We start from the raw sequence: 22,497 nt of genomic DNA, 5'->3' as shown, positions 1-22,497 counted from the left end.
AATGAAGAAGCTGCCACTACGGCAACGCATTATCGAAGCAGCCTTCCGGCTCTTCGATGAAAGGGGAATTCAACACGTTTCGGTCGATGCGATCGCCGTCGCGGCTGAGACTACGAAGATGGGAGTCTATCGCCACTTCTCTTCGAAGGATGTGCTTGTTGATGATTGGTTGACCGCGACGATTGCGAAATATCGCGGGGTCCTGGATGAGATCGAACATCTTCATCCAGACGATCCGCATGCCCAGCTCCGGAAATGGGTAAACCACGTATTGGAAGGGCTCCCCGCCATTTCCCATCGGGGATGTCCATTTGTGAACACCATCGCAGAAGTCCCGGACCCGGAGCATCCGTTGCGCCAGAAGATCCGGCACCACAAGCTGGATCAGGTTGAGCGGTTGAAGGCCTTGTGCAGGAAGGCAGGCTTGTCCGATCCGAATACTGCTGCGGCACAAATTACGTTTATGTTGGAAGGTGCTCAGGTCGCGGCCCAGAACGGCAGTCTTCCTGCCATCGAAAAATCCCTCGCGACGCTAACACGTGAGATGCTTTCAGAACGAAAATAATCCTGCCTTCCTGGGAGGGCGAGATGGCTGCAGCAGGCGGGCCTTTCGCGCGTTCTGACGGACCTTTCCCATATTGTTGCTACCCATTTTGAAAAGTACCGCCATGGGAAATGAGGAATCTGACACGGATGCTGGTAGATTTCGCGAGCGGCGCGAGCAGTCCCGCTCGACATCGCCGAAGCGGAGATAGGCTGGGCAAGCGGCAGCACCGTCTGTCGTCAAACGGTAACATTGCCTCACTAGCCTAACCAAAGCGTCCGTAGGGGGCGTGCGCTGGCGCGCTATTTTGCCGGCGGCGGGCAGCTCGTGGCGCTTCGAGGCTGAACACTGTCCTAATCTGCACGAGCGGGGACAGTTGCGATGCTTCGATCGGCAGTAGCCGACGTTAAACCAGACTGTGCGAGGTTGATGCGTGCGGCGGTGCCGGCTGTCAGGCGGTCGGCACCTTGGTCGATCCTTGGAGCATGCGCACTGGTCGCGGCAAATGTGGTCGCAATGGTCGATCCAGCCCCTGCGCAAACGAAGCTGGCGAACGAGCAGGTCGAACTCAATATTCCGATCCAGCCACTCGGTGCCGCAATCAGCCGCTACGGCAATGCCACCGGACGCGACGTGCTCTACGACGCGAACCTTGCATCCGGCCGTCTCTCCAGCGAGGTTCGAGGCGTATTTGCGCCGGACGAGGCGCTCAACAAGCTCCTCGTCGGCACCGGCCTCAAGGCCGAACTCATCACCGGGAAGACTTTCGTGCTGGTGCCGGTGCCGGCCAGTCAGCAAGCACGGCAAACATCGTCGCCAGAGCATCTGCGTTACTATGGACTGATCCAGGCCGGCATTACCGATGCTCTTTGCGATGCGCAGGGCGCGCATCCGGGACGCTACCGCTTTACCGCCAAGCTCTGGATCGCGCCGGATGGTGCGGTTGTGAGGTCCCGGCGCATCGGCTCCACCGGCACGCCTCGGAGTGATCATGAGATCGATGCGGCCTTGCGCCGTGTACAGCTCAACAAGGCCCCGCCGCCCGGTTTCCAGCAGCCGGTCATCATCCTGATCGTACCGCAAGGGCCGGGTGTCACGCGGGGGTGTGATCGGCCATGACCGAGAACGCCTTGACCGTCATGCGCCGCATGTTTCTCGATCGCTATGACGACATCAAAGCGCGTCTGACAAAGCGCCTTGGCTCGGTCGATCACGCCAGCGATGCGATGCAGGACACTTGGTTGCGCCTGGCGCGCGCGGAATCGGTTGGCCCCGTCAAGAGCCCGGACAACTATCTCTACCGGATCGCGTTCAACGTGGCCCACGATCATCGCCGGACGGAGCGACGACAACGGATATCGCCGATCGAGATCGATAGCCTGCTCGGTCTGGCCGACGATGCGCCGACGCCGGAGCAAACCGTCCTGGCCCGCTCTGACCTCAGGGCGTTCAAGGCGATCGTCGACGAGCTTCCCGAGCGCCGCCGGGAAATCTTCATGGCGGCCCGGATGGGCAACATGTCCCATCAGGAGATTGCGGATTGCCTCGGCATCTCCCGCCAGCTCGCCACCAAGGAGATCGGCTTGGCGCTTCAGCATTGCCTGATGCGGATGAAAGAATTGAGGGGTTGAGCGTGGCGGTTAGGTCGTCAAGAATCGTCTTAGGGGTAAATCTCCTTCAATCGCCGCCTGCCGTCCGACGGCAAGGAACCGCGCAAGGCATGGCATGGACATGAGCAAGGCACATCCCGGTCTGGACGCGATCGAGCTCGCAGCCCTCGACTGGCTGCGAAAGCTCTCGTCAGGAGATGCGACGCCGGAAGACGTCGCATCGCTGGAGCGCTGGCGTGCGCTAAGCCCCCGGCATGAAACTGCCTTCGTCGCGGCGAAGCATCTGTGGCATGCGGCCGGCGCCACCGGCCAGGATCTGTTCGACCCGGATGAGAGCTTCCCCGACCGGCTGAAAGCGTTGCGACAGCGAACCAGGGAAAGGACAATGACGCGCCGCGCAGCGTTGGGCGGCGGTGTCGCGGCCCTTGCCGCCGCGTTCGCCTACGGCGTCACCAATCCGCCACTCGGACTGTGGCCGTCGCTCGCGGAGATGAGAGCGGATTATCGTACGGCCACGGGCGAGCAGCGCCACGTTACCTTCGCCGGTGACGTGGCTATCAGCCTGAACACGCAGACAAGCCTTGCTATCCGTCCCGCCGAAGGCTCGCAGGACCGCATTGAGTTGGTCGCCGGCGAGGCGTCATTCGCAACATCGGCGCGCGTGGCGCGATCGCTCATGGTCCTGGCTGGCGACGGCAGGACAATTGCCGAATCCGGCCGGTTCGATGTGCGCTGTACGACAACGGGCGAGCGGCTGTCCGTCACCGTGACCTGCTTCGAGGGGGCGGTGAGGATCGAGCGTGGTGCCGATGTGGTGGATCTGCAGCCCGGGCAGCGGGTGCGTTATGATCACGACGGATTGAGCCAGATTGCGGTCGTCAATCCGGAGACCGCCTCGGAGTGGCACCGCGGCATCGTTGAATTCCGCGCGACGCCGCTCATCGAGGCGATAGAGGAAATCAATCGCTACCGGCCCGGCCACGTCATTTTGATGAGCGCGTCGCTTGGCCAAAAGCCGCTCAGCGGCCTTTTTCGCATCGACCAGATGGACGATGCCTTGTTGGCGCTGGAGCGCGTGTTCGGCGCGAAGCTCCAGCATCTGCCGGGCGGAATCGTGTTGCTGAGCTGACTCGCGCTCTCGGACCGGAAGTTACAAAAAAACTTCCAAGGGGCGTGGCGACGACCTCCCCGGATTCCGTCTTAGCAGTGAGACCCTGTTGCCCCCGAAGTGGCGGCGACATCTTGCTGCCGCCGGTTGCCCATACCCGACTGAAGGAGTCGCCATGTCCATTTGCTCCGCCCCTTCGATTGCCGCCGTCTCTCTTTCCAGGATGCCTGGGCGCAGCGCTCGTCATATGGCACTGCTTGCCGGTGTCAGCCTGGCCGCGCTGCTGCTGTCGGGTCCGCAGGTGCTGGCCCTCGAGCTTGGCGGCGGTACTGCGCCAGCGCCGTCGGCGGCAGCGCTTGCTGCTGCGCAGTCGGGGTCGCAGGAAGCGGCGCGCGCGGCGCGCGAGAACTCCAACGCGCTGAAACGGGCGACGCTGTCCATCCAGACCATGCAGGCGAGCCAGGGCGCCGCCCGTGACGCCGCTCGCGCCGCGCTGCAGGCGATGCCGCAGGTCGTGCCCAACGGCCTGCGTCCCGGCGGCCTGCAGATCGGCACCGGCGTCGTCGGTTCCAACGGTAGCGTGAACCGGGAACTGTGGAAGGGCGCCGACCTGCCGACCGAATTCACCGATGGCGACCGCATCAAGGTCGCCGTCAAGCAGAACGAGCAGAAGGCGATCCTCACCTGGGATACCTTCAACGTTGGCGGCCAGACCGACCTTACGTTCCAGCAGCAGGCTGGAAACTGGGTGGCGCTCAACCGCGTGCTGGGCACCGATGCGAAGCCCAGCCAGATCCTCGGCTCCATCAATGCCAATGGCCAGGTCCTGGTCATCAACCAGAACGGCATCGTCTTCGGCGGCACCAGCCAGGTCAATGTCGGGGCGCTGATCGCCTCGACGGCAAAGATCGATACGCAGAAGTTCCTCGACAGCGGCATCTATTCGTCAGGCAGCGGCAGGAACTGGGTACCGAGCTTCACCGATGCGGCAGCGCTGCTGGGCAAGACCCCCGGCGGCGGCGTGGTCAAGGTCGAGGCTGGCGCGCGGATCACCACCCGTGCGCCGGCCTCGGTGACGGCGGGCGGCGGCTTCGTGCTCTTGATGGGCGGCGCGGTCGACAATGCCGGCGCCATCACCACGCCCAACGGCCAGACCCAGCTTGCCGCCGGCGATGACTTCGTGCTGCGCCGCGGCTACGGCACCGACGCGAACCTCGCATCGACGACGCGCGGCAACGAGATCGCACCGCTCTTCAAGGCGGGCAGCAGCGCCGGGCTGGTGCGCAATGCCGGCATGATCTTCAGTCCGCAGGGTGACATCACGCTGGCCGGCCGCACCGTCGAGCAGAACGGCATCCTGGTTGCCTCGACCTCGGTCAACACCCGCGGCACCATCCATCTCCTGAACTCCGCGACCGACAAGGCCGGCAGCGTGACGCTCGGCGCCGGCAGCGTCACCACCATCATCCCGGAGCTGGAGAGCAAGGAGACGGCGCTCAACTCGCAGCGCGACGCGCTGATCAAGGCGTCCGCCGGCGCCAACGCCCAGCGCAGCCAGTCGGCCAGGGCTCTTTCGACAACCTGTCGCTGCTTGCCGACCGGCTCGACCAGTCGCGCATCGAGATCGTCAGCGGCGGCAATGTGGTCTTCAAGGGCGGGGCCGCCGGCTCGCTGACCATTGCCCAGGGCGGCCAGACCGCGGTATCGGCGGGCGGACGCATCGTCACCGAGGGTGGTGCCACGATCGACGTGTCGGGCGTGCGTGATGTCGTGCTGGCAATGGCGACCAACAATCTGAAGGTCAACATCCAGGGCAACGAGCTGCGTGACAGCCCGGCCAACCGCGACAAGAACGATCTGAAGAACAAGGATGTGTGGGTCGACATCCGCGACCTGATCTATGTGCCGGCCGGCACCGGCGGCTATGATGCGGACCGCTATTACACGCGCGGCGGCCTGCTCGAGGTCGGCGGCTATCTCACCAACACCGCCCATTCGATCGGCGAATGGTCGACGGTCGGCGGCACGATCACGCTGGCGGCGGCCGAGGTGGTGGCGCAGGCCGGTTCCATCTTCGACATCTCCGGCGGCTCGCTCAAATATGAAAGCGGGGCGATCCGCACGACGAACTTCCTGGGCCGCGACGGACGTCTCTACAACATCGATAATGCGCGCGCCGACATGGTGTTCTACGGGCTCGGCCAGGGCCATGTGCGCGAGCATGCGCGCTGGGGCTTCACCGAGGTGTGGACGGGTCCGTTCGGGCGGGGCCGCGAGCATGTGAGCTGGGAGGCCGGCTATACGGTTGGCCGCGACGCCGGCCAGCTGGTGCTGTCGGCGCCGACGGCGGTGTTCGAGGGCAACATCCTGGCCGATGTCGTCACGGGCACGCGCCAGCGGCAGGCGCGCCCGGACGGCACCACCGACGGCTACAAGCTCGGGCAGACGCAGGTGGCCAAGGCGGGCCAGCTGCTTGTCGGCAGCTATGGGGCGCAGGGGCGGCTCGACGCGCACAACTCCGCGATCGTCATCGGCGACATCACCGGCATCACGAAGGGGCTCGATACGAGCGCCGCGCTGCCATCCACGCGCAACGGCACGTTGTGGTTCGATGCCGGACATCTCAACGCGCAGAAGCTGGGTGGGCTCGATATCGCCACGCGTGGCAAGATCAGCATCGAGCGCGACCTCACACTCGCCGATGGAGGCTCACTCAACCTCGTCGCGCCTATCGTCGACTTCAAGGCCGGTCTCACGGCGCGTTCGGGCAGCGTCAGCGTCAGCAATATTCTCAAATCAGACCTTACATCGGCCCCTCCGATGGTCATGACGACGGCGGGCGGCCTCGCGCAGTTCACTTTGCATGGTGGCGCCACGATCGATACCCGCGGACAATGGACCAACACCCTAACTGACCCGGCTGATTTTTCAGGCCTCGCTCATGTTGATGGCGGCAGCGTCTCGTTCACATCCACTCAGAATGTCATCCTTGCATCCGGAAGTCGCATTGATGTCTCGTCCGGGGCCACGCTTTTTCGCAACGGAACGACAAAGGGCGGGAAAGGCGGCGATATTGCCATCGAGGCCAACGTCTACACAGATTTGAGCGGCGCGCCGACAGGCAGATTGGTGCTCGACGCTGAGTTGCGTGGTTATGGCTTTGAAGGCGGCGGCAAGCTCAGCGTCGGCGGGTCGCCCGTGCTCATCGCCGACCATGCCGCGGGGCTTGAAGCCGGGCAGGTTTTCTTGAAGCCCGATTTCTTTAGAAAGGGCTTTTCGCAATACACGATCAAGGGCAGTTTGCTCAGTTCCGGCAATGTCACCGTCGCGAACGGCACCATGCTCTCCGTGGAAATGCCGGTCTACCGGTCCACAGCCGCAGCCCATGGCGTACCCACCGGTATCGCTTCCGCCGCCCCATTCGAGATTTGGACACCGCCGCTCTACAGCGCGAATCCTGCCGCCAGAACCATCGCCCAGCGCAAGGGAGCAAGCCTCGCGTTTGTCGACGTCGGTGATGTGTCGATCAACACGGGCTCGCGTATCGAAGTCGATCCTGGGCAGACCATCGCCATATCGGCGCTGGGCCAAATCACGATCGATGGACGACTGAACGCGTTTGGTGGGGCTATTACCATCAACAATGTCCGCGCGGGTATCGCCGGCATCGTTCCCGGACGTTCGATGTGGATCGGCGACAACGCTGTGCTTGATGTGGCTGCGCGTGCGGTTACCGCCCTCGATCAGCATCAGCGGCCGTTCGCCCGTGTGTCGAATGGCGGTACGATCAAGATCGGTGTCACTGAACTCACGCCGAACGCGGGCGGACTTCTGGATTCGGTTTCGCCTGCATTCGTTATCATCCGCCCGGGCGCGATCCTCGATGCATCCGGCGCACACGCCACGATTGATCTTGCGACGGGCGATAGTTTCTTCGCCAAGTCTGACGTCAGGACGTTGTCCAGCCATGGGGGCTCGATCACGCTTGCGTCCTCCACGGGACTTGCGCTTGATGGAGAGATGCGCGCCTTCGCAGGCGGTGCAGGGGTCTCCGGCGGAAGTCTCAATGTGATCCTTGAATCAGGATCATATACGTCCGTCGACATTGATGCGGTCAAGCAACCGCGTATTTTGACCATCTCTCAAGCGCGCCGGCCATCGTCGTTGCCCACAGACCTTGAACCGGGCAAGCATCATGGTGAGCTCGGTTATTCCTGGGGGCGGCTGAGCGCCGAGCAGGTGCAGGCGGGGGGCTTTGACAATCTGTCGCTTTGGAGCGCCGATATCCTGCGTTTTGAAGGGGATGTCTCGCTTCGTCTCGATCAGAGCCTGATCCTGCAGCGTGGCGTCATCTCCGCTGCCGACGCGACACCAAACGCGCATATCGCCCTCTCGGCGCCAGTTGTGCGCTTTGATGGCGCAGTCGCACGGGAAATCAGCTCCAATGGATTGGTTCGGCCGTTCCTGCGAAATTCGGGGACGGGAAGTTGGCGACCTGCAGCTGAGAATACCGCTCGATTGACGGTGGACGCAGACCTGATCGATGTCGGCAATTGGGTCCGGTTTGGCGTGTCCGATGTATATGACATCGCGTTCATTACGCATGACCAGACTGCGAAGGCCCCGATCGAGGCGCCGGGCTTCAGTCACATTCATTTCAACAGTCGCGGCGACATTCGTTTCCGCACTGGCTCGCTCGCCAGCGCGGGCGATCTGACGCTGACTTCGACGCAGCTTTATCCTGTCACCGGGGCGAGCGCTACGATCCTCGCGGGTGCGTCATGGGATGGGTCTGGAAACACCCCGCGTCCGAACAGCACTCTCGCCATTGGTAGCAATGGCAAGTCGGCGCAAACGCCGTCGTCCATTTTCGGCGCACTCGGGCTCGTCGCGGGTACCATCGAACAGGATGGCGTCCTGCGCGCGCCACTTGGCTCCATTCGCTTGGGCGGGATGGTCAGCGGCGGAGGCTTATTCAGTCAAAATAGCGACCACGTGGTTCTGCGCGATGGCAGCATAACCTCAGTCAGCGCGGCTGGCCTTGTCCTTCCCTATGGTGGCACGGTTGATGGCCTCAAGTACAATTACAATGGCCGGGAGTTGAGCCCCCCCGACCTGATGGCGCTCGACGCCATGGGCAAGATCGAAATCGCCTCGGGCAAATTCGTTGCGGAATCGGGCTCTGTGCTCGATCTCTCAGGTGGTGGCGAGCTTGCCGGCGCTGGCTTCGTCGCGGGCCGCGGCGGATCGGTCAACATTTTGAGAACACCGCTCTCAAACGCCAATCCCGCCTTCGCGTTCAGCGCGGCAGGCAACAAAGTCTATGCCATCCTTCCAGGCAATGCTTCGGATTATGCGCCTCTCATGCAGGAAACGGGAGCAGGCGACCCGGCGATTGGCCAGCAGATCACGATCCCTGCTGGCATTCCTGGGCTTCCGGCCGGCACGTATACGTTGCTGCCCTCAACCTTTGCCCTGCTGCCAGGTGCTTATCGCGTCGAGATCGGCGGTAGTCTGCCGCGCGATACGGGCGCGACAGCGCTTGGGAACGGCTCCTATGCCGCGGGCGCTTATCTCGGTGTTGCCAATACGGCAATCCGTGCAGCTTTGCCGAACCAGATCGTGGTGACGCCTGGAACGACAGTGCGCACCCATTCGCAATTTAACGAGACGAGTTACAGCAGTTTCGCACTCGAACAGGCCGGCCGATTTGGCACCACGCGCGCGCGCCTGCCCATAGACGGCAAGCAACTGATATTGACCCTCGAGGAGGCCGGCGATGCCCTCGATTTCAAAGGCACTGCATTGTTCGCGCCGGGCAAGGGTGGATATGCTGGATCGCTGCTGGTTCAGGGCTACCGTCCGATAGAAATCAGAGCCTCCGGTGCCCCGGCGACCGCAGGCATGATCGCGCTCGACGCGGAGGATTTGTCGCGCTTTGACGCTGGGACTTTGTTCGTCGGCGGATCGTACAGCTATGTCGGTGGCGGAACCGTTTATCTGCGGTCAAACTTCTCAACGGCGGGCAGGATTGTCGTGCGGGCGGGCGCCGTGGTCGAAGCCGGTCAGATCGTCTTGGCGGGCAATAACGTTTCGGTGGAAGACGGAGCCATCCTCGATACGACCCGTAGCGACTTTGCCGTACCTGACTCTACCCTCGGCTATGTCTTTGCGAATGGCAGTGCCCCCGACGACGTGACGTTCAGCTCTGTGCTCATGGTCGCGAACGGATGGCTCAATCTTTTGCCGGCGGTGGCTCCCAAGGACGGTCGGGCGAGCCAGTTGATGGTTGCGGACGGCGCCATCTTGCGTACGCGCGGGACCGTCGGATTTGTCGCCGCCGATCAGCTTTCGCTTGGGCAGGCGCAGCTCAACGCGCGCTATCTCGCATTGAGCCTGCCTGCCGTGAACGTCGGGACGGAAGCTTCCCTTGCTGCCGCGGAGGCGGCGGGTGTGCTCGGCACCGGCTGGAATCTGACGCAGACGACGCTGGATCGTCTGCTTAATCCGGCGACGACGAATCTCGCATCGCTCGAGCGGTTGTCGTTCTCGGCGCGCGACGGGATCAATTTCTATGGCAATGTCATGCTCGATGCGCGCAACCATGCTGGCGGCTCAGCCAGAACCATGGTCGTGCTCAACACGCCGGCCATATATGGCTGGGGCGATTCGGGGACGTCCGCTGTTCTCGCCGCCGATACGCTCGTCTGGAACGGCATCGCCTCCGGAAGCGGCACGGTGGAGAACCCTTATACGAGCCTGAAGCCACCCGCCGTGCGGCCGGGGGGAGCCGGCACCGGATTGGGCCACCTCACCTTCAACGCGCGCGCTATCCATTTCGGCTACGATCCGCTGGCGCGCAGTCAGAGCAGCGCGGATCTCGAACGGTTGGTGCTTGGCTTTTCGGGCGTCGATATGATCGCCAGCGAAAAGATGACAGCCAACAATCGCGGTATCGTCTCTTTCTATCAGAGCGGTACGGATGCGGCCTCCTATGCGGGAGGCAATCTCACCATCACCACGCCGCTTTTCACGGCAGATGGCGGCGCGATGATCGACATTCGCGCGGGGGGCGAGATCAGGGTCAGGGCGGCGGGCGCGGCCACCGCTCCTTCCGCGCGCAGCGACCTCGGCGGGGAGATTCGCTTGAAGGGCAGCACGATCACGCTCGATACAACAGTCGCATTGCCAAGCGGGCGCCTGATCATGGGGGCACAAGGTGACATCGTGTTCGGTGACCGCGCCATCGTCGATCTCGCAGGCCGCGCGATCTCCTTCTATGAGGTGAAGAAATACAGCTGGGGCGGCAGCCTCGAAATGGAAAGCAGCGCCGGTCGCATCATTCAGGCTGCGGGCTCGGTCATCGATGTGTCGGCCCGTAGCAATAACGCCGGTTCGGTCAAGGCCTCTGCAACGAATGGCACCGCGACCTTTGACGGTGTGTTACGGGGCGAGACGGGCGGCGGCCACGATGCAGGCGGGTTCTCGCTTTCCGCAAACATCATCGGCAATTTCGCGGACTTGAATGCGAAGCTGAACTCTAGCGGCTTCTTTGGCGAACGTCGCTTCGTCACCAAAAGCGGCGACATTACCGTGGGCGGTGAGGTGAGGGCGCGTGTCGTCAATATCTCGGCCGATGGCGGTAGCCTCATCGTGAATGATAAAATCGATGCGAGTGGCGAGCGGGTTGGTACCATTCGGCTTGCGGCGCGCGACGGTCTCACGCTCGCGTCCGGTGCCATACTCGATGCGCACGGCACCGTATTGCAGGTCGACAGCCACGGTGCGCCGATTGAGGCCTCCAATCGCGCGTCGATCGAACTGACAACGAAGGATGGCATCGTTACGCTCGCCGAGGGCGCCACCATCGATCTACGATCAGCCGACGGCATTGCGCGCGGCAAGCTCGAAATCAACGCGCCGCGCGTGGGTAACGACAGCATCGCCCTCGACGCGGCGAAGGGTATCAGCATCCGGGGCGCGGCCAGCATCGCAGTGAACGGGTTCCGCAGCTATTCGCCAGCGGATGGCATCATCAACCAAGCCTATCTGGACGGCATTCACATCGACAGCGACGCCTTCATCAATGCGGCAAGCCTGAATGGCGCATTGCAGGCGCAGCTTGCCGGCCTGAGAGCCTATGGTTCGGCCTATCGTCTGCGGCCGGGCGTCGAGATCACGAACACCAATGACCTCTCGACGCAAGGCGATCTCGATCTCTCGGGCTATCGTTATGGCTCCAGCGTCGATCCCGGCGTGCTCGTCGTGCGCACGGGCGGCAATCTCAAGATCAACGGCAACATCAATGACGGCTTCGTATCAGACCCAGACGTAGTGATAGCGCCGATGCTGGCACCTGGCTCTTTGTCGTGGTCCATGCGCTTCGTCTCTGGAGCTGATCTTGCCGCAAGCGATAAGCGATCGGTCAAGCCTATGCATGTGCTGGGCGAAACCGGCGATCTTGTCCTCGAAAATCCGCACGCTGCAGGGGATTTGGGTGCGGAAGGGATCAGCGTGGTGCGCACCGGCACTGGCTATCTCGATCTTATCGCCGGACGCAACTATCGGCACGCCTCACTGTATGGCGTCTATACCGCCGGCACCGCTTCTGCCGAAACACAAAACTACAGCGGCATTTGGCTCCCTGACGGAGGCGGTGATGTCCGCGTCGAGGCTGGCGGTACCCTGGCTGGTAACAGCTACATGACCGGTATCGACACGAACCAACGGCGAATCAACGGGTGGCTGCGTTCGGAAAACGGCGCATGGGGCATCAATTTCGGCGCCTATTTACCGGACAGCTGGGGTATCAACGAACTCGCGGGCTTTGCCGGCATCGGCGCATTGGGAGGCGGCAATGTCCATGTCGCTTCAGGCGGCGACGCTGGAGTCATGTCCCCACAAACTCTGGATTTCGATACCGGAATAGATGTCTACAAGGCCAGTGGTCTTGAGATTGCGATCGGCGGCGGCGGTTACCTCGACCCGAACGGGACGCTGCGGCAGACCGGCGGCGGCGATCTCGTGATGAAGATTGGTGGCCGTCTCAATACGGCGCCGCTTTTCAAGGCGAACCAGCCGGGCGGAGGCATGCTCGTCAATGTTCGCGGCGATATCTCGGTCACCGCCTCCGCGATCGGTCTCGTGAGTGCAAGAAGCTACGGGCGGCCTCTGGGCTATTCCGATCCGCGCCCGATCGATCCTACGCGCGCCTATGACTACAGGCTCGATAGTGGCCTGATGCTGGCATTGGGGGACAGTCGCGCCACCATCAACACGCGCGGCAATCTCGTCATTCTGCACGCCACCGATCCTGGCGCGACCGATCCAGCCAGTGCTGACGGCACCATGCTGCCCTCCATGAGTGCACCTGGCTTCTCGCTGTGGACCAGGCGCAGCGCCATTGATCTGTTCTCGGCAGGTGGATCCGTTGCGCCCATCTCATCCTACGACATCGATGGCGCCGGGGCGAACAGCTTTTATTCCTATGCTCAAGACATCACCGATCGGCGGCCTTATCCGCCGGCTCTCGGTGTCGTGGCTGCCGGTGGCAACGTGTTGATTTTTGGCCAGGCCGAGTTGAAGCCGCTGTCAAACGCGCGGCTCGACTTGCTGGCGCGCGATTCGATCCATTACGGTTTCAACCCAGTAGGAGAAGGCAACTATCTCACCGTGTGGGGAAGCGGACACGCGAACAACGCGCTGTCCGATCCGCTGCGGTTCTATGCCGTGAATGGGGACATCACCAGCATTCGCACGGGATATCTTCGACAGATGGGTGCGATAGGATCAGAGCCCCTTTATATCGGTGGCGGGCCGGTGTGGATACGGGCTGGTCGAGATATCATCGCCGGCGGCGGCCTTGACGATCCCACTTCCGACTGGGCCAACGAGGCTGGAATCGGCGGATTGATCGTCCACAGCCGCGACAATGATATGTCGATCATTCAGGCTGGCCGAGACATCATCTATCCCAATTTCAAGGTTGGGGGTCCGGGTGTTCTCGTGCTCACCGCAGGCCGCCACATCTACCAGGCCGACAGTGGTTCATTGCTCAGCTTGGGTGCTGTCGTTCCGGGCGATACTCGTCCGGGCGCGTCGATCGTTATGACAGCAGGTAGCGGCGCGAACGGTCCAAATTATGCAGTTTTGCTGCCGTATCTCGATCCGGCCAATCTTGCGATTGCCGGCACCCCGCTTGCAGACCAATCCGGCAAGGTCGTCAAGACCTATGAAAAGGAGCTCATCGTCTGGCTCAAAGAGCGTTACGGCTATGAAGCTGTTGGTGATGAAGATGCGCGGGTCTATTTCTCAGGTCTCGCATCGGAAGAGCAGAATGTCTTCCTCCGGAGCATCTACTTCGCCGAACTGCGCGAGGCCGGGCGTGAGTACAACAATCCGAACTCGACGCGCTTCCAGTCCTATCTGCGCGGCCGTCAGATAATCGCGGCTCTGTTCCCGGAGCGCGATGCCTCGGGCAGTCCGATTGCCTACGCCGGCGATATCACGATGTTCGGCGGTTCGGGTGTGCGTACGCAGTTCGGAGGCGACATTCAGATGCTGGCGCCGGGCGGGCAGATTGTCATTGGTGTGGAGGGTCAAGTGCCGCCATCCACTGCCGGCATCGTCACACAGGGGCAGGGTGACATCGGACTCTACTCGAAAGGCTCGATCCTGCTCGGCCTGTCGCGCATCATGACGACTTTCGGGGGTGATATTGTCGCCTGGTCGAGCGAGGGCGACATCAATGCCGGACGCGGTGCCAAGACGACGGTGCTCTATACGCCACCGAAGCGCATCTACGATAACTATGGCGTTATCACGCTATCACCGAACGATCCGTCGTCGGGCGCCGGCATTGCGACGCTGAACCCGATCCCGGAAGTGAAACCCGGCGATATCGACCTGGTTGCGCCGCTCGGCACCATCGATGCCGGCGAGGCAGGCATCCGGTTCTCCGGCAACGTGAACGTTGCCGCCTTGCACGTCGTCAATGCGGCCAACATCCAGGGCCAGGGCACGGTGACCGGCGTGCCGCAGGTCGTGGCACCGAACATCGGCGGCCTGACCGAAGCCGGGAACGTGGCCGGTGCGGCGTCGAAGGCTGCGGCCAATCCGGCCCAATCCGGAGCCAACGAGCAGCCGTCGATCATCATCGTCGAAGTGCTCGGCTTCGGCGGCGGGGAGGGAAAAGACGTGCAGCCTGCCAATCCGCAGCAGCGAAACCGCCAGAGACAAAGCAATAACAGCAACTACGAGCCCACCGGCATGGTCCGTGTCCTCGGCGATGGCGCCGTCACGGCCGAGGGTATGACACAGTTGACGCAGGAGGAGCGCACTACGTTGGCCAGCCAGCAAGACTAGAGCGTTTCCGTTTTTCACGGAAACGCGGAAACGCTCTAAGTTTTTGTTTTCGCCGCATTTTTGTAACGCCAAGTGATTCCACTTGGCTACAAAATGCTCTAGCCGAATTCGCCCTGAAGCTGTGGCATTGAAAAAGCAGCGGCGCAGAAGATCGTCTGGTCTGTCGGCGCCGTCGCGACCTCACACCGACGCTTGTGCTGCGGCATCATCGAGTGGGAGTGAGCTTGGCATGCCGGCCGTATTGAGGACGGCCGGCATTCGGTGGCGTTTGAGGCAATCACGCGTTCGACGTCATCACCTTCTGCGCGATTTTCCAGCTCCCGTTCACCTTCAGGCATGACAGCAGGTCCGTGAAGGAGCGTGGCGGAACGCGCAGCTTCACCTTCACGAGCGCGAGGTCGCTTTCAGCGTCGATCAAGAGGATCTGGTCTTCGCGCTGGGAACCTTGTTGCTGCGGAGCTTTTGCGCTTCGCACCGCTGCCAGCCAGTTTGCGATCGGCGTCACGCTCAAAGTGCCGTTCTCGGCAACCTTCGTCACGGAACTCGAAGGATGAAAGATGGACGCGAATTTTTCCGCATCCATTTCATAAGCAGCGTCGAAATATGTCTGCGCCAATGCGCGCAGAGCTGAAACGTCCGTGTCCTGTGAAGTTGGCATGCCGAATCCTGTCAGTTGACTGTTCATGTCGAGCCGGCCGCCATCGGGCAGGACATGGCGGCCATCTCTCCGGTCAAACCTACGCCTGAGCTGATTATGAGGGTAGTCGCATTGCGTTGGATGATTTTATGACTGATGTTCATCATTGATGACAAACGAGCTCAATGAACTTGCAACCTTCGCGACCGTTGCCACCGAACGAAGCTTTACGCGCGCCGCGGCAAAGCTGGGGCTTTCACAGTCTGCCCTGAGCCATACGATCCGGAGGCTCGAGCAGCGCCTTGATGTGCAGTTGCTTGCCCGGACGACCAAGAGCGTGGCGCCGACAGCCGCCGGCGCTGCACTGTTGAAGGACCTGGCGCCGGCGCTCGAACAGATCGGTCGCGCTGTCGACGGTGCGCGCAGCAACCGCCACCGGCCCGCGGGGCGTCTTCGCATCATCATGTCGCGTTCTGCGGTTGAGATGGTGTTGTTGCCGCGGCTCGCGGCATTCGCGGAAGCCTACCCGGACATCGTGCTGGACGTCGTCACGGCTACCGGCCCCATCGATCTTGTGGCGGGAGAGTTCGACGCGGGTATCCAGCTCGGCGAGTACATTCAAAAAGACATGATCGCTGTTCGTGTCACACCCGAATTGCGCCTGGCGGTGGTCGGCTCGCCTCTCTATTTCGCGTCCAGGCAGATTCCGCAGGCACCAAGCGATCTCAAGGATCATCGTTGCATCACCCTGCGGTTTGCCGGCAGGCCATACCGGTGGGAGTTCGAGAAGCGAGGTAAGTCGACAACGATAGGCGCGAACGGGCCGCTTGTGGTCGACGATACCCATCTGGTGATCCAGTCGGCGCTTGCTGGCGTCGGGCTCGGCCTCGCTTATGAAGAACAGGTCGCGGACGACATTGCAAACGGCCGTCTCATCCGCGTGCTGGAGGATTGGACGCCGCCCATTCCCGGCTTCTTCCTGTACTATCCCAGCCGTCAGCATCAGCCGGCCGCTCTGGCCGCGCTTGTGCGAACGCTGCGGTTTTCCGGGTAGCACGTGCCTGCGGCGATCGCATCGTTTCGCGTCCCGAACCAGTCGCGGCGATGGATGCAGCAGGCAGTTTCGACATGTCCCCGAAGCTCGCACGCATGCCTGCGTTGACGCGCTGCGTGCAGAACCGCGTCGGCGTGCCGGACGCAGGGATGTCCTCACTGATCGCACTTGAGGAGAACTCAACCGGCCGCTTCGTTTAGTCGTTTGACGGACTCCCCGGCCAAGATCAGTTTTTGCCTGCCGCTGGAGGGCGGTGAGGGAACAAAACCACAAGAACCGCCGATCGCGAGCTGCGCGTCTCGAACGCGCCGGCATGGGCGCGGCTTGGAAAAATGGGAGAACGCAATGTTGCAGGCGAAATTGTGGGCAGCGGTGATCGCCGCCGCCTTGTCCTTGTCGGGCGCAGGCGCACGGGCCGACTCCGACCCGGCATTGATTGAAGCAGCCAAGGCGGAAGGCACCGTTACCTGGGCAAGCGGTCTCATCGTGAACCAGGCCGTTCGGCCCGTGGCGGCCGCTTTCGAGAAGAAATATGGCATCCATGTCGAGATCGCCACGGCCGACAACCTCTTGCTGCGCATGACCAACGAGGCAAGTGCGGGCAAGCCGACGATCGATATTTTCGACAACGCCGGCGATACCATCTCGGCCATGGGCGCGGCCGATCTGATCGTTCCCTATGCCTCTCCGGAAACGGCCAGGTACCGCCCTGAGCACAAGGACGCCGAGAACTACTGGGCCTCGTGCTGCGTGTTCTTCTACACGGTGGCGATCAACACGGACATGGTCAAGCCGGAGGACGAGCCGAAGAGCTACGAGGACCTGCTTGATCCGAAATGGAAGGACAAGATGGTCTGGCAAAACAACGAGAACTTTGCCGGTCCTCCGAGCTTCATCGGGGCAAGGCTGATCTCGATGGGCGAGGAGGCCGGCACGGCCTATCTCGAAAAACTGGCGAAACAGAACATCACCCGTGTTCCCGGCAATGCACGCAAGGCTCTCGACCAGGTCATCCTGGGCCAATACCCCCTGGCGATAACGGCGCTCAACCATCACGTCGTCATCAGTGCCAATCAGGGTGCCCCCATCAAGTGGCTGAAGATCGGACCGGTGGCCAGCACCGCCGAGACGGTCGGCCTGGTGAAAGGCGCGGCACATCCGAACGCCGCGAAACTGCTCTTCGACTACCTGCTGTCGACGGAAGGGCAGAATGTGCTGCGGGAAGCCAATTACCTGCCGGCTGATCCGAACGTGCCGGCGAAGGTGCCGGAACTGAAACCCGAACAGGGTGGCTTCACGGCGGTCCCGATCCTGCCTTCGATGAACCAGGAGCAGCTGCCGAAATGGCTCGAGATCTACAAGCGCCTGTTCGTCGCCGGCTAGTTCTTCTGTGAAATCACGACGGAGCCGCTGCGGCGGCTCCGTGACAGGTCCTCACCAGGACCGACAGCGGATATCAGGGCGAGGCGAAACGATGAGCGATGACATCATGAAGGCGCGGACGCTCGACAAGCCGCCGGCTGGGAACTTTCCCGACATCCTCAAATCGCTTCGGACCAGACCGACCTCCATCATCAGCGCGGTGATGGTAGCGGTCATGGCGGTGCTGATGCTGCCGCCGCTGCTCATCCTGCTGCGCAACAGCCTGACGGTGGGCAATCCCGACGGCTCCCGCGGCTCCTTCACGTTCGAGAACTATTCCCGGATCCTGTCGCAGCCGGATCTCTATGTCAGCGCCTGGAACACGGTTCAGTTCGCCGGGCTGTCGACGGTCATGGTGCTGATTATCGGCGCCTTCCTGGCCTGGCTTGTCGAGCGGACCAATGCGCCATTCAAGGGGCTCGCCTACCTCACCACCATCATCTCGCTGGGTACGCCCTTCATCCTCTACACCGCCGCGTGGCTCTACGTGCTCGGACGGGCGGGCCCGCTCAACGATCTCTACCGGACGCTGACCGGCAGTGCCGGCGTGCTGTTCAACGTCAATTCGATCTGGGGCATGGCACTGATCGAGACCTTCGTGTGGATGCCGCTGGTCTTCCTGATGTTCTCCGCCGCGTTTCGCGCCGCAAATGCGGAGATGGAGGAAGCCGCCCGGATGAGTGGCGCCTCGGTGTTCGACATGTTCTGGCGGGTTTCGATACCCTTGGTCTGGCCGGCAATGGCTGCGGTCGCGATGTTTGTCTTCATCAACACGCTGCAGGCATTCGACGTGCCTATTCTTGTCGGGGTCCCGAGCAACATCAATGTCCTCAGCAGCGACATCTACTTCAGCATACGCGAGGTGCCGCCGAAGCTCGACCATGCCAGCGCCTTCTCCATACTGCTGATCCTCGCAATATCCTGCCTTATGCTCTGGTACGGTCGTCTGTCGCGCAACGCCGACCGGTTCGCCAGTGTGACCGGCAAGGGATATCGCCCACGCCCGATCGATCTCGGCCGCCTGCGCTGGCTCGGCGGTGCCTTCATCCTCGTCGATTTTTTCGTCGTTCTGCTCGTGCCGATCGCGGCGCTGATCTGGATTGCCGCCACGCCGTTCATGGCGCCGATGCGATGGTCGAACCTGAAGCTGCTGACGATGAAGAACTTCACTGCGGTTTTCGAGGAGGCGTCCTACCTCGAATACGCCACCAACACGATCACCATCGCAGCCGTTGCCGCTTCCATGGCGGTCCTGCTCACGACCATCATCGGATGGCTGACGGCGCGTCGGGCCCCCGGCAGCACGATGCTCGACCAGCTCTGCACAGTGCCGATGCTGTTTCCCGGCATCGTGATGGGCGCGGCGGTCATGCAGATCGGGCTGCAGGTGCCTTTCGCGATCTACGGCACGATCTGGCTGCTGGCCTTTGCCTTCGTGATCCGGGCGGTGCCGTTCAGCCTGCGTTACACCTATACGGGTGTGCTGCAGATCCATCGCGAACTCGAGGAGGCAGCCGCCATCTCCGGAGCTTCTCCGCTCCAGCTCGTTCGCCGCATCGTCGTGCCGCTGCTGTCTCCGGCCATCGTCTCGGCCTGGCTTTTCGTCTTCCTGAGCGTCGGCAAGGAGCTGGCGATTTCCGTGCTTCTGTCGGGGCCACGCTCGCAGACGATTGCCGTCGCGATGTTCGACAAGGCCACCAATGGCCAGGAAGGAGAGCTGGCGGCGTTCGGACTGGTCTGGGCCGGCCTGATGACTGTCGTTGCCGGAATTGCCTACGCCTTCCTACGCCGCAATTCGGGAGCGGCTTTCGGCCGGTGAGTTTGTCTGGAAAGGGAGGCAGTTCAGCCTGTGGTCGACCTGCCGAAGTCGAAACTGGTCAGTACTTGTGAGGGTAGTCCGCCCCGAGGAGCATCAGGCGTCATCGTCAAGAAACGCCGCTCCATGCCTCGGGGCCACGTGCTCGAACCGGCTCGGATATCGAGGCGGAAGGACGATGTTCGCGAAACGCCGCGGCAAGGGTTCTGAGCGTCGCCCGCGATCTGGCATCTGAAAGCGTCGAGAGCAGGATGATCTCCGATGAGGGAAGTGCGGGCAGTCCGAGCCGCCCACCGGCTTCCTCCGTGCCGCGTGGTGCGAGCCGGCACGAGAACACCGAGGTTGCCAGGCCGGCGGCGACGGCTTCCGCAACGGCAAACATCCCGCAACCGAGGAACACTTCCGTCCACGCGATGCCGGCATCGTCCAGCGCGCGGGTCGTGAGATTACGGATGGCGCAGGTCGGTGAGGAGGCCGCCAGCCGCAACGGCTCGCCTGCGCGACGCTCGAAATCCGGGGTGGCGAACCAGCCGAAATGTTCCGGCGCGAGCACTTCGCCATCGCGCCGGTCATCTTCGCGTCGGATGATCGCGGCGTCGATTTCACCGCGATCGAACGCGTCGAGCAGGTCGCGGGAGTCGTCGAGCCTCACTTCGATGGTGAGGGCGGGATCGTGTGCGTTCAGGCGCGCCAGCAAGGTCGGGAGCTCCGGTCCTCCGACATGGCTTGCGATGCCGAGCGCGAAACGGCGCCGGGCTGACGCAAGCGCGGCCATCGCCCGGTCATGGGCAGCAAGAAACTCCCGGGCAGCCTCGATGAAGACCGCGCCCTGGGCCGAGAGACGCACCTGCCGCGGTGTTCGTTCGACCAGCTTTTGACCAACCTGATCTTCCAGTCGCTTCAGTTTCACGCTGATCGCGCCCTGCGTGGTGCCAAGCGTCGCGGCGGCACGCGTGAAGTTCTGCAAATCGGCGATGGCCAGGAATGCCTTTACGGCGTCGACGTCCAGTGAGGCCATGCGATCCATCCGGATTTGTTGTCACTGAAATGTAGGTTCATCCAATTCTAAAATCATCCAGCGGACCCTAGTTTTTCGCCCAACGCGCAACATGCGTCGGGCCTGCGCTCCTTCCTGCAATCCTGGGCCGTTGGCCGCCGCCCCAATCTATCGAAAGGCTGACCATGCCAAATGCCCTGACCCGCCGAGGCGTCGTCGTCCTGTCCGCCGTCTGTCTCGCCTGCCTGATGTTCGGACTGGAGATCTCCAGCGTCCCGACGATCCTGCCGACGCTGGAAAAGGTGCTGCACGCGGATTTCAAGCAGTTGCAGTGGGTGATGAACGCCTACACGCTCGCGGTCACGACGGTGCTGATGGCGGTCGGCGCGCTGGCGGATCGTTATGGGCGCAAGCGCGTCTTTCTCATATCCATCGCTGTCTTCGGCATCGCATCGTTGATCTGCGGTGTTGCCGCAGATGTCCGGACCCTCATCGTGGCGCGGTTTCTCCAGGGCATGAGCGGCGGGGCGCTGCTGATCTGTCAGATAGCGGTGCTCTCGCACGCGTTTCAGCAGGGTCGGGAGCGCGCCATCGCCTGGGGCTGGTGGGGCGTCATCTTCGGCATCGGACTGGGCTTCGGACCGATCATCGGCGGCGGCATCGTCGCCGTATCGAGCTGGGAGTGGGTGTTCCTGATCCATGTGCTGTTGGCGCTGATCGCCTTCCTGCTGACGCTGACTGGCGTCGATGAGTCGAAAGATCCGCTGGCGGGCAGGCTCGACATCGCAGGCATCCTCACGCTGTCGACGGGGGTCTTCTGCATCGCCTTCTACATCACGCAGGGGCCGGATCTCGGTTTCACCGGCACCACTGGCCTTGTGATCCTCAGCGTGTCGGTGGCGAGCCTCATCGCATTCGTCATTGTCGAGAAGGTCAGCGCACGTCCAATGTTCGACTTCTCGGTGTTCGGTATTCGCCCTTTCTCCGGTGCGATCATCGGTTCGGCGGCGATGAACATCAGCTTCTGGCCGTTCATGATCTATCTGCCGATCTGGATGCAGGCCGGTCTCGGCTATGACAGCGTCACGGCCGGCCTCGCCCTGCTTGCCTACACGGTGCCGACATTGGTCATGCCGCCTTTCGCGGAGCGCCTGTCGCTTCGCTACCAGCCTGGCCTGGTTATCCCGGCCGGCCTGTTCACGATTGGCGTCGGTTTTTTCCTGATGAGGTTCGGCATCGTGTCGGCGCATCCGAACTGGCTGACGATGCTGCCCGGATGCCTGGCCGCCGGTATCGGCCTCGGCATCGCCAACACGCCTGTTACCAACACCACGACGGGCTCGGTCTCCAGCGACCGGGCAGGGATGGCGTCGGGCATAGACATGAGTGCGCGCATGGTCTCGCTCGCGGTTAATATCGCGATCATGGGCTTCATCCTGGCGAGCGGCGTCGCAGCTTATCTCAGGCGAGCGTTGCCCGAACTGGATGCCAGCCAGATCCGGCCGCTCGCCGAGAGAATTTCCGGCGGCGACAGCGCTTCGATCCCAGGTCTGACGGACCCGATCGTACATGAAGCTCTGGCAACCGGCTTCGGATGGGTGGCGCTCTATGGCGGGATTGGAGTCTGGATCATGGCTGCGTTGAGCTTCCTGACGTTCGACGCGGGAATATCTCGCAAGCCGAAAGCTTCGGAGACCGGGCAATCTCAATGACGCCTGCAGCAACAACCTCCGTGGCGATTTGCGATGTCTGGATGTGCATCGTCTGGTAAACAGGGTTTGGTTTCGGAAGGACCGCGGATGGCTTCTGCTGGCGGGATGATCCTGGGAGCTGGTGTTGGCATTCTCTTCGCGCCCGCGATGGGGCCTTTCGCGATCGTGATTGGGGCGGGGCTCGGGCTCGTGGCGGGAGCGTTAGTCTCGTGGCTCTCGGCGAACGATCGCTC

At 62.4% G+C, this 22,497-nt stretch carries 13 protein-coding genes; 11 read left to right on the top strand and 2 right to left on the bottom strand.

The genetic code is table 11. The annotated features are described in order from the left end of the window. Position 1 precedes the first annotated feature (1 nt). From C1M53_RS04715 to C1M53_RS04690, 6 genes are all read left to right on the top strand, one after another. Positions 2 to 565, top strand: a complete 564-nt coding sequence (locus tag C1M53_RS04715; RefSeq protein ID WP_207213067.1) for a TetR/AcrR family transcriptional regulator — start codon at positions 2 to 4, stop codon at positions 563 to 565. Between the two features lie 495 nt (positions 566 to 1,060). Continuing rightward, entirely contained in the window at positions 1,061 to 1,663 is a 603-nt protein-coding gene (locus C1M53_RS04710; RefSeq protein WP_165358044.1) for an STN domain-containing protein, read from the top strand. Continuing rightward, positions 1,660 to 2,175 carry an RNA polymerase sigma factor gene (locus C1M53_RS04705; RefSeq protein WP_129411183.1) on the top strand — a complete coding sequence of 172 codons (516 nt, stop codon included), beginning with the start codon at positions 1,660 to 1,662 and terminating at the stop codon, positions 2,173 to 2,175. The genes C1M53_RS04710 and C1M53_RS04705 overlap by 4 nt, the downstream gene beginning before the upstream one ends. A 94-nt stretch (positions 2,176 to 2,269) precedes the next feature. Beyond that, entirely contained in the window at positions 2,270 to 3,283 is a 1,014-nt protein-coding gene (locus tag C1M53_RS04700) for a FecR domain-containing protein (RefSeq protein ID WP_129411182.1), read from the top strand. A gap of 154 nt (positions 3,284 to 3,437) precedes the next feature. Beyond that, entirely contained in the window at positions 3,438 to 4,937 is a 1,500-nt protein-coding gene (locus C1M53_RS04695) for a filamentous hemagglutinin N-terminal domain-containing protein (RefSeq protein WP_129411181.1), read from the top strand. Further along, complete coding sequence (locus C1M53_RS04690; RefSeq protein ID WP_129411180.1) at positions 4,904 to 14,626, top strand: filamentous haemagglutinin family protein; 9,723 nt, start codon at positions 4,904 to 4,906, stop codon at positions 14,624 to 14,626. The genes C1M53_RS04695 and C1M53_RS04690 overlap by 34 nt, the downstream gene beginning before the upstream one ends. Positions 14,627 to 14,903: 277 nt before the next feature. Here C1M53_RS04690 and C1M53_RS04685 read toward each other — a convergent pair whose 3' ends face one another. Then, the gene (locus C1M53_RS04685; RefSeq protein ID WP_129411179.1) at positions 14,904 to 15,284 is read right to left on the bottom strand and encodes a nuclear transport factor 2 family protein; all 381 of its coding nucleotides are present in this window, start codon (positions 15,282 to 15,284) and stop codon (positions 14,904 to 14,906) included. Positions 15,285 to 15,432: 148 nt separating this feature from the next. Between C1M53_RS04685 and C1M53_RS04680 the strand changes: the two genes are divergently transcribed. The 4 genes from C1M53_RS04680 to C1M53_RS04670 all read left to right on the top strand — a co-directional run bounded on the left by C1M53_RS04680 (position 15,433) and on the right by C1M53_RS04670 (position 19,558). Continuing rightward, positions 15,433 to 16,317: a LysR family transcriptional regulator gene (locus C1M53_RS04680; protein WP_129411178.1), complete on the top strand. Its 885-nt coding sequence runs from the start codon at positions 15,433 to 15,435 to the stop codon at positions 16,315 to 16,317. A 74-nt stretch (positions 16,318 to 16,391) separates the two neighbouring features. Further along, a complete protein-coding gene (locus C1M53_RS32305) occupies positions 16,392 to 16,517 on the top strand; it encodes a hypothetical protein (RefSeq protein WP_281040919.1) in 126 nt (41 codons plus the stop codon). 145 nt (positions 16,518 to 16,662) lie between these two features. Continuing rightward, the gene (locus tag C1M53_RS04675; protein WP_129411177.1) at positions 16,663 to 17,700 is read left to right on the top strand and encodes an extracellular solute-binding protein; all 1,038 of its coding nucleotides are present in this window, start codon (positions 16,663 to 16,665) and stop codon (positions 17,698 to 17,700) included. A gap of 91 nt (positions 17,701 to 17,791) precedes the next feature. After that, entirely contained in the window at positions 17,792 to 19,558 is a 1,767-nt protein-coding gene (locus C1M53_RS04670) for an iron ABC transporter permease (protein WP_245488448.1), read from the top strand. Positions 19,559 to 19,664: 106 nt separating this feature from the next. Here C1M53_RS04670 and C1M53_RS04665 read toward each other — a convergent pair whose 3' ends face one another. Next, entirely contained in the window at positions 19,665 to 20,582 is a 918-nt protein-coding gene (locus C1M53_RS04665) for a LysR family transcriptional regulator (protein ID WP_129411176.1), read from the bottom strand. Positions 20,583 to 20,737: 155 nt separating this feature from the next. On the opposite strand from C1M53_RS04665, the gene C1M53_RS04660 reads away from it, so the two are divergent. Further along, positions 20,738 to 22,264, top strand: coding sequence for an MFS transporter (locus C1M53_RS04660; protein WP_129411175.1), 1,527 nt, complete (start codon positions 20,738 to 20,740; stop codon positions 22,262 to 22,264). The last annotated feature ends 233 nt before the right edge of the window (positions 22,265 to 22,497 follow it).

It is taken from the genome of Mesorhizobium sp. Pch-S, from assembly GCF_004136315.1.
Classification (GTDB): domain Bacteria; phylum Pseudomonadota; class Alphaproteobacteria; order Rhizobiales; family Rhizobiaceae; genus Mesorhizobium.
The sequence above is the reverse complement of the archived record's forward strand: the minus strand, read 5'-3'. Positions and strand labels throughout refer to the sequence as shown.

Bases quoted from the DNA above. Each gene is read 5' to 3' on its own strand.
- C1M53_RS04710 (WP_165358044.1), top strand. From the start codon at position 1,061: ATGGTCGATCCAGCCCCTGCGCAAACGAAGCTGGCGAACGAGCAGGTC.
- C1M53_RS32305 (WP_281040919.1), top strand. From the start codon at position 16,392: ATGTCCCCGAAGCTCGCACGCATGCCTGCGTTGACGCGCTGCGTGCAG.
- C1M53_RS04670 (WP_245488448.1), top strand. From the start codon at position 17,792: ATGAGCGATGACATCATGAAGGCGCGGACGCTCGACAAGCCGCCGGCT.
- C1M53_RS04695 (WP_129411181.1), top strand. From the start codon at position 3,438: ATGTCCATTTGCTCCGCCCCTTCGATTGCCGCCGTCTCTCTTTCCAGG.
- C1M53_RS04700 (WP_129411182.1), top strand. From the start codon at position 2,270: ATGGACATGAGCAAGGCACATCCCGGTCTGGACGCGATCGAGCTCGCA.
- C1M53_RS04715 (WP_207213067.1), top strand. From the start codon at position 2: ATGAAGAAGCTGCCACTACGGCAACGCATTATCGAAGCAGCCTTCCGG.
- C1M53_RS04665 (WP_129411176.1), bottom strand. From the start codon at position 20,582: ATGGATCGCATGGCCTCACTGGACGTCGACGCCGTAAAGGCATTCCTG.
- C1M53_RS04660 (WP_129411175.1), top strand. From the start codon at position 20,738: ATGCCAAATGCCCTGACCCGCCGAGGCGTCGTCGTCCTGTCCGCCGTC.
- C1M53_RS04675 (WP_129411177.1), top strand. From the start codon at position 16,663: ATGTTGCAGGCGAAATTGTGGGCAGCGGTGATCGCCGCCGCCTTGTCC.
- C1M53_RS04685 (WP_129411179.1), bottom strand. From the start codon at position 15,284: ATGCCAACTTCACAGGACACGGACGTTTCAGCTCTGCGCGCATTGGCG.
- C1M53_RS04680 (WP_129411178.1), top strand. From the start codon at position 15,433: ATGACAAACGAGCTCAATGAACTTGCAACCTTCGCGACCGTTGCCACC.
- C1M53_RS04705 (WP_129411183.1), top strand. From the start codon at position 1,660: ATGACCGAGAACGCCTTGACCGTCATGCGCCGCATGTTTCTCGATCGC.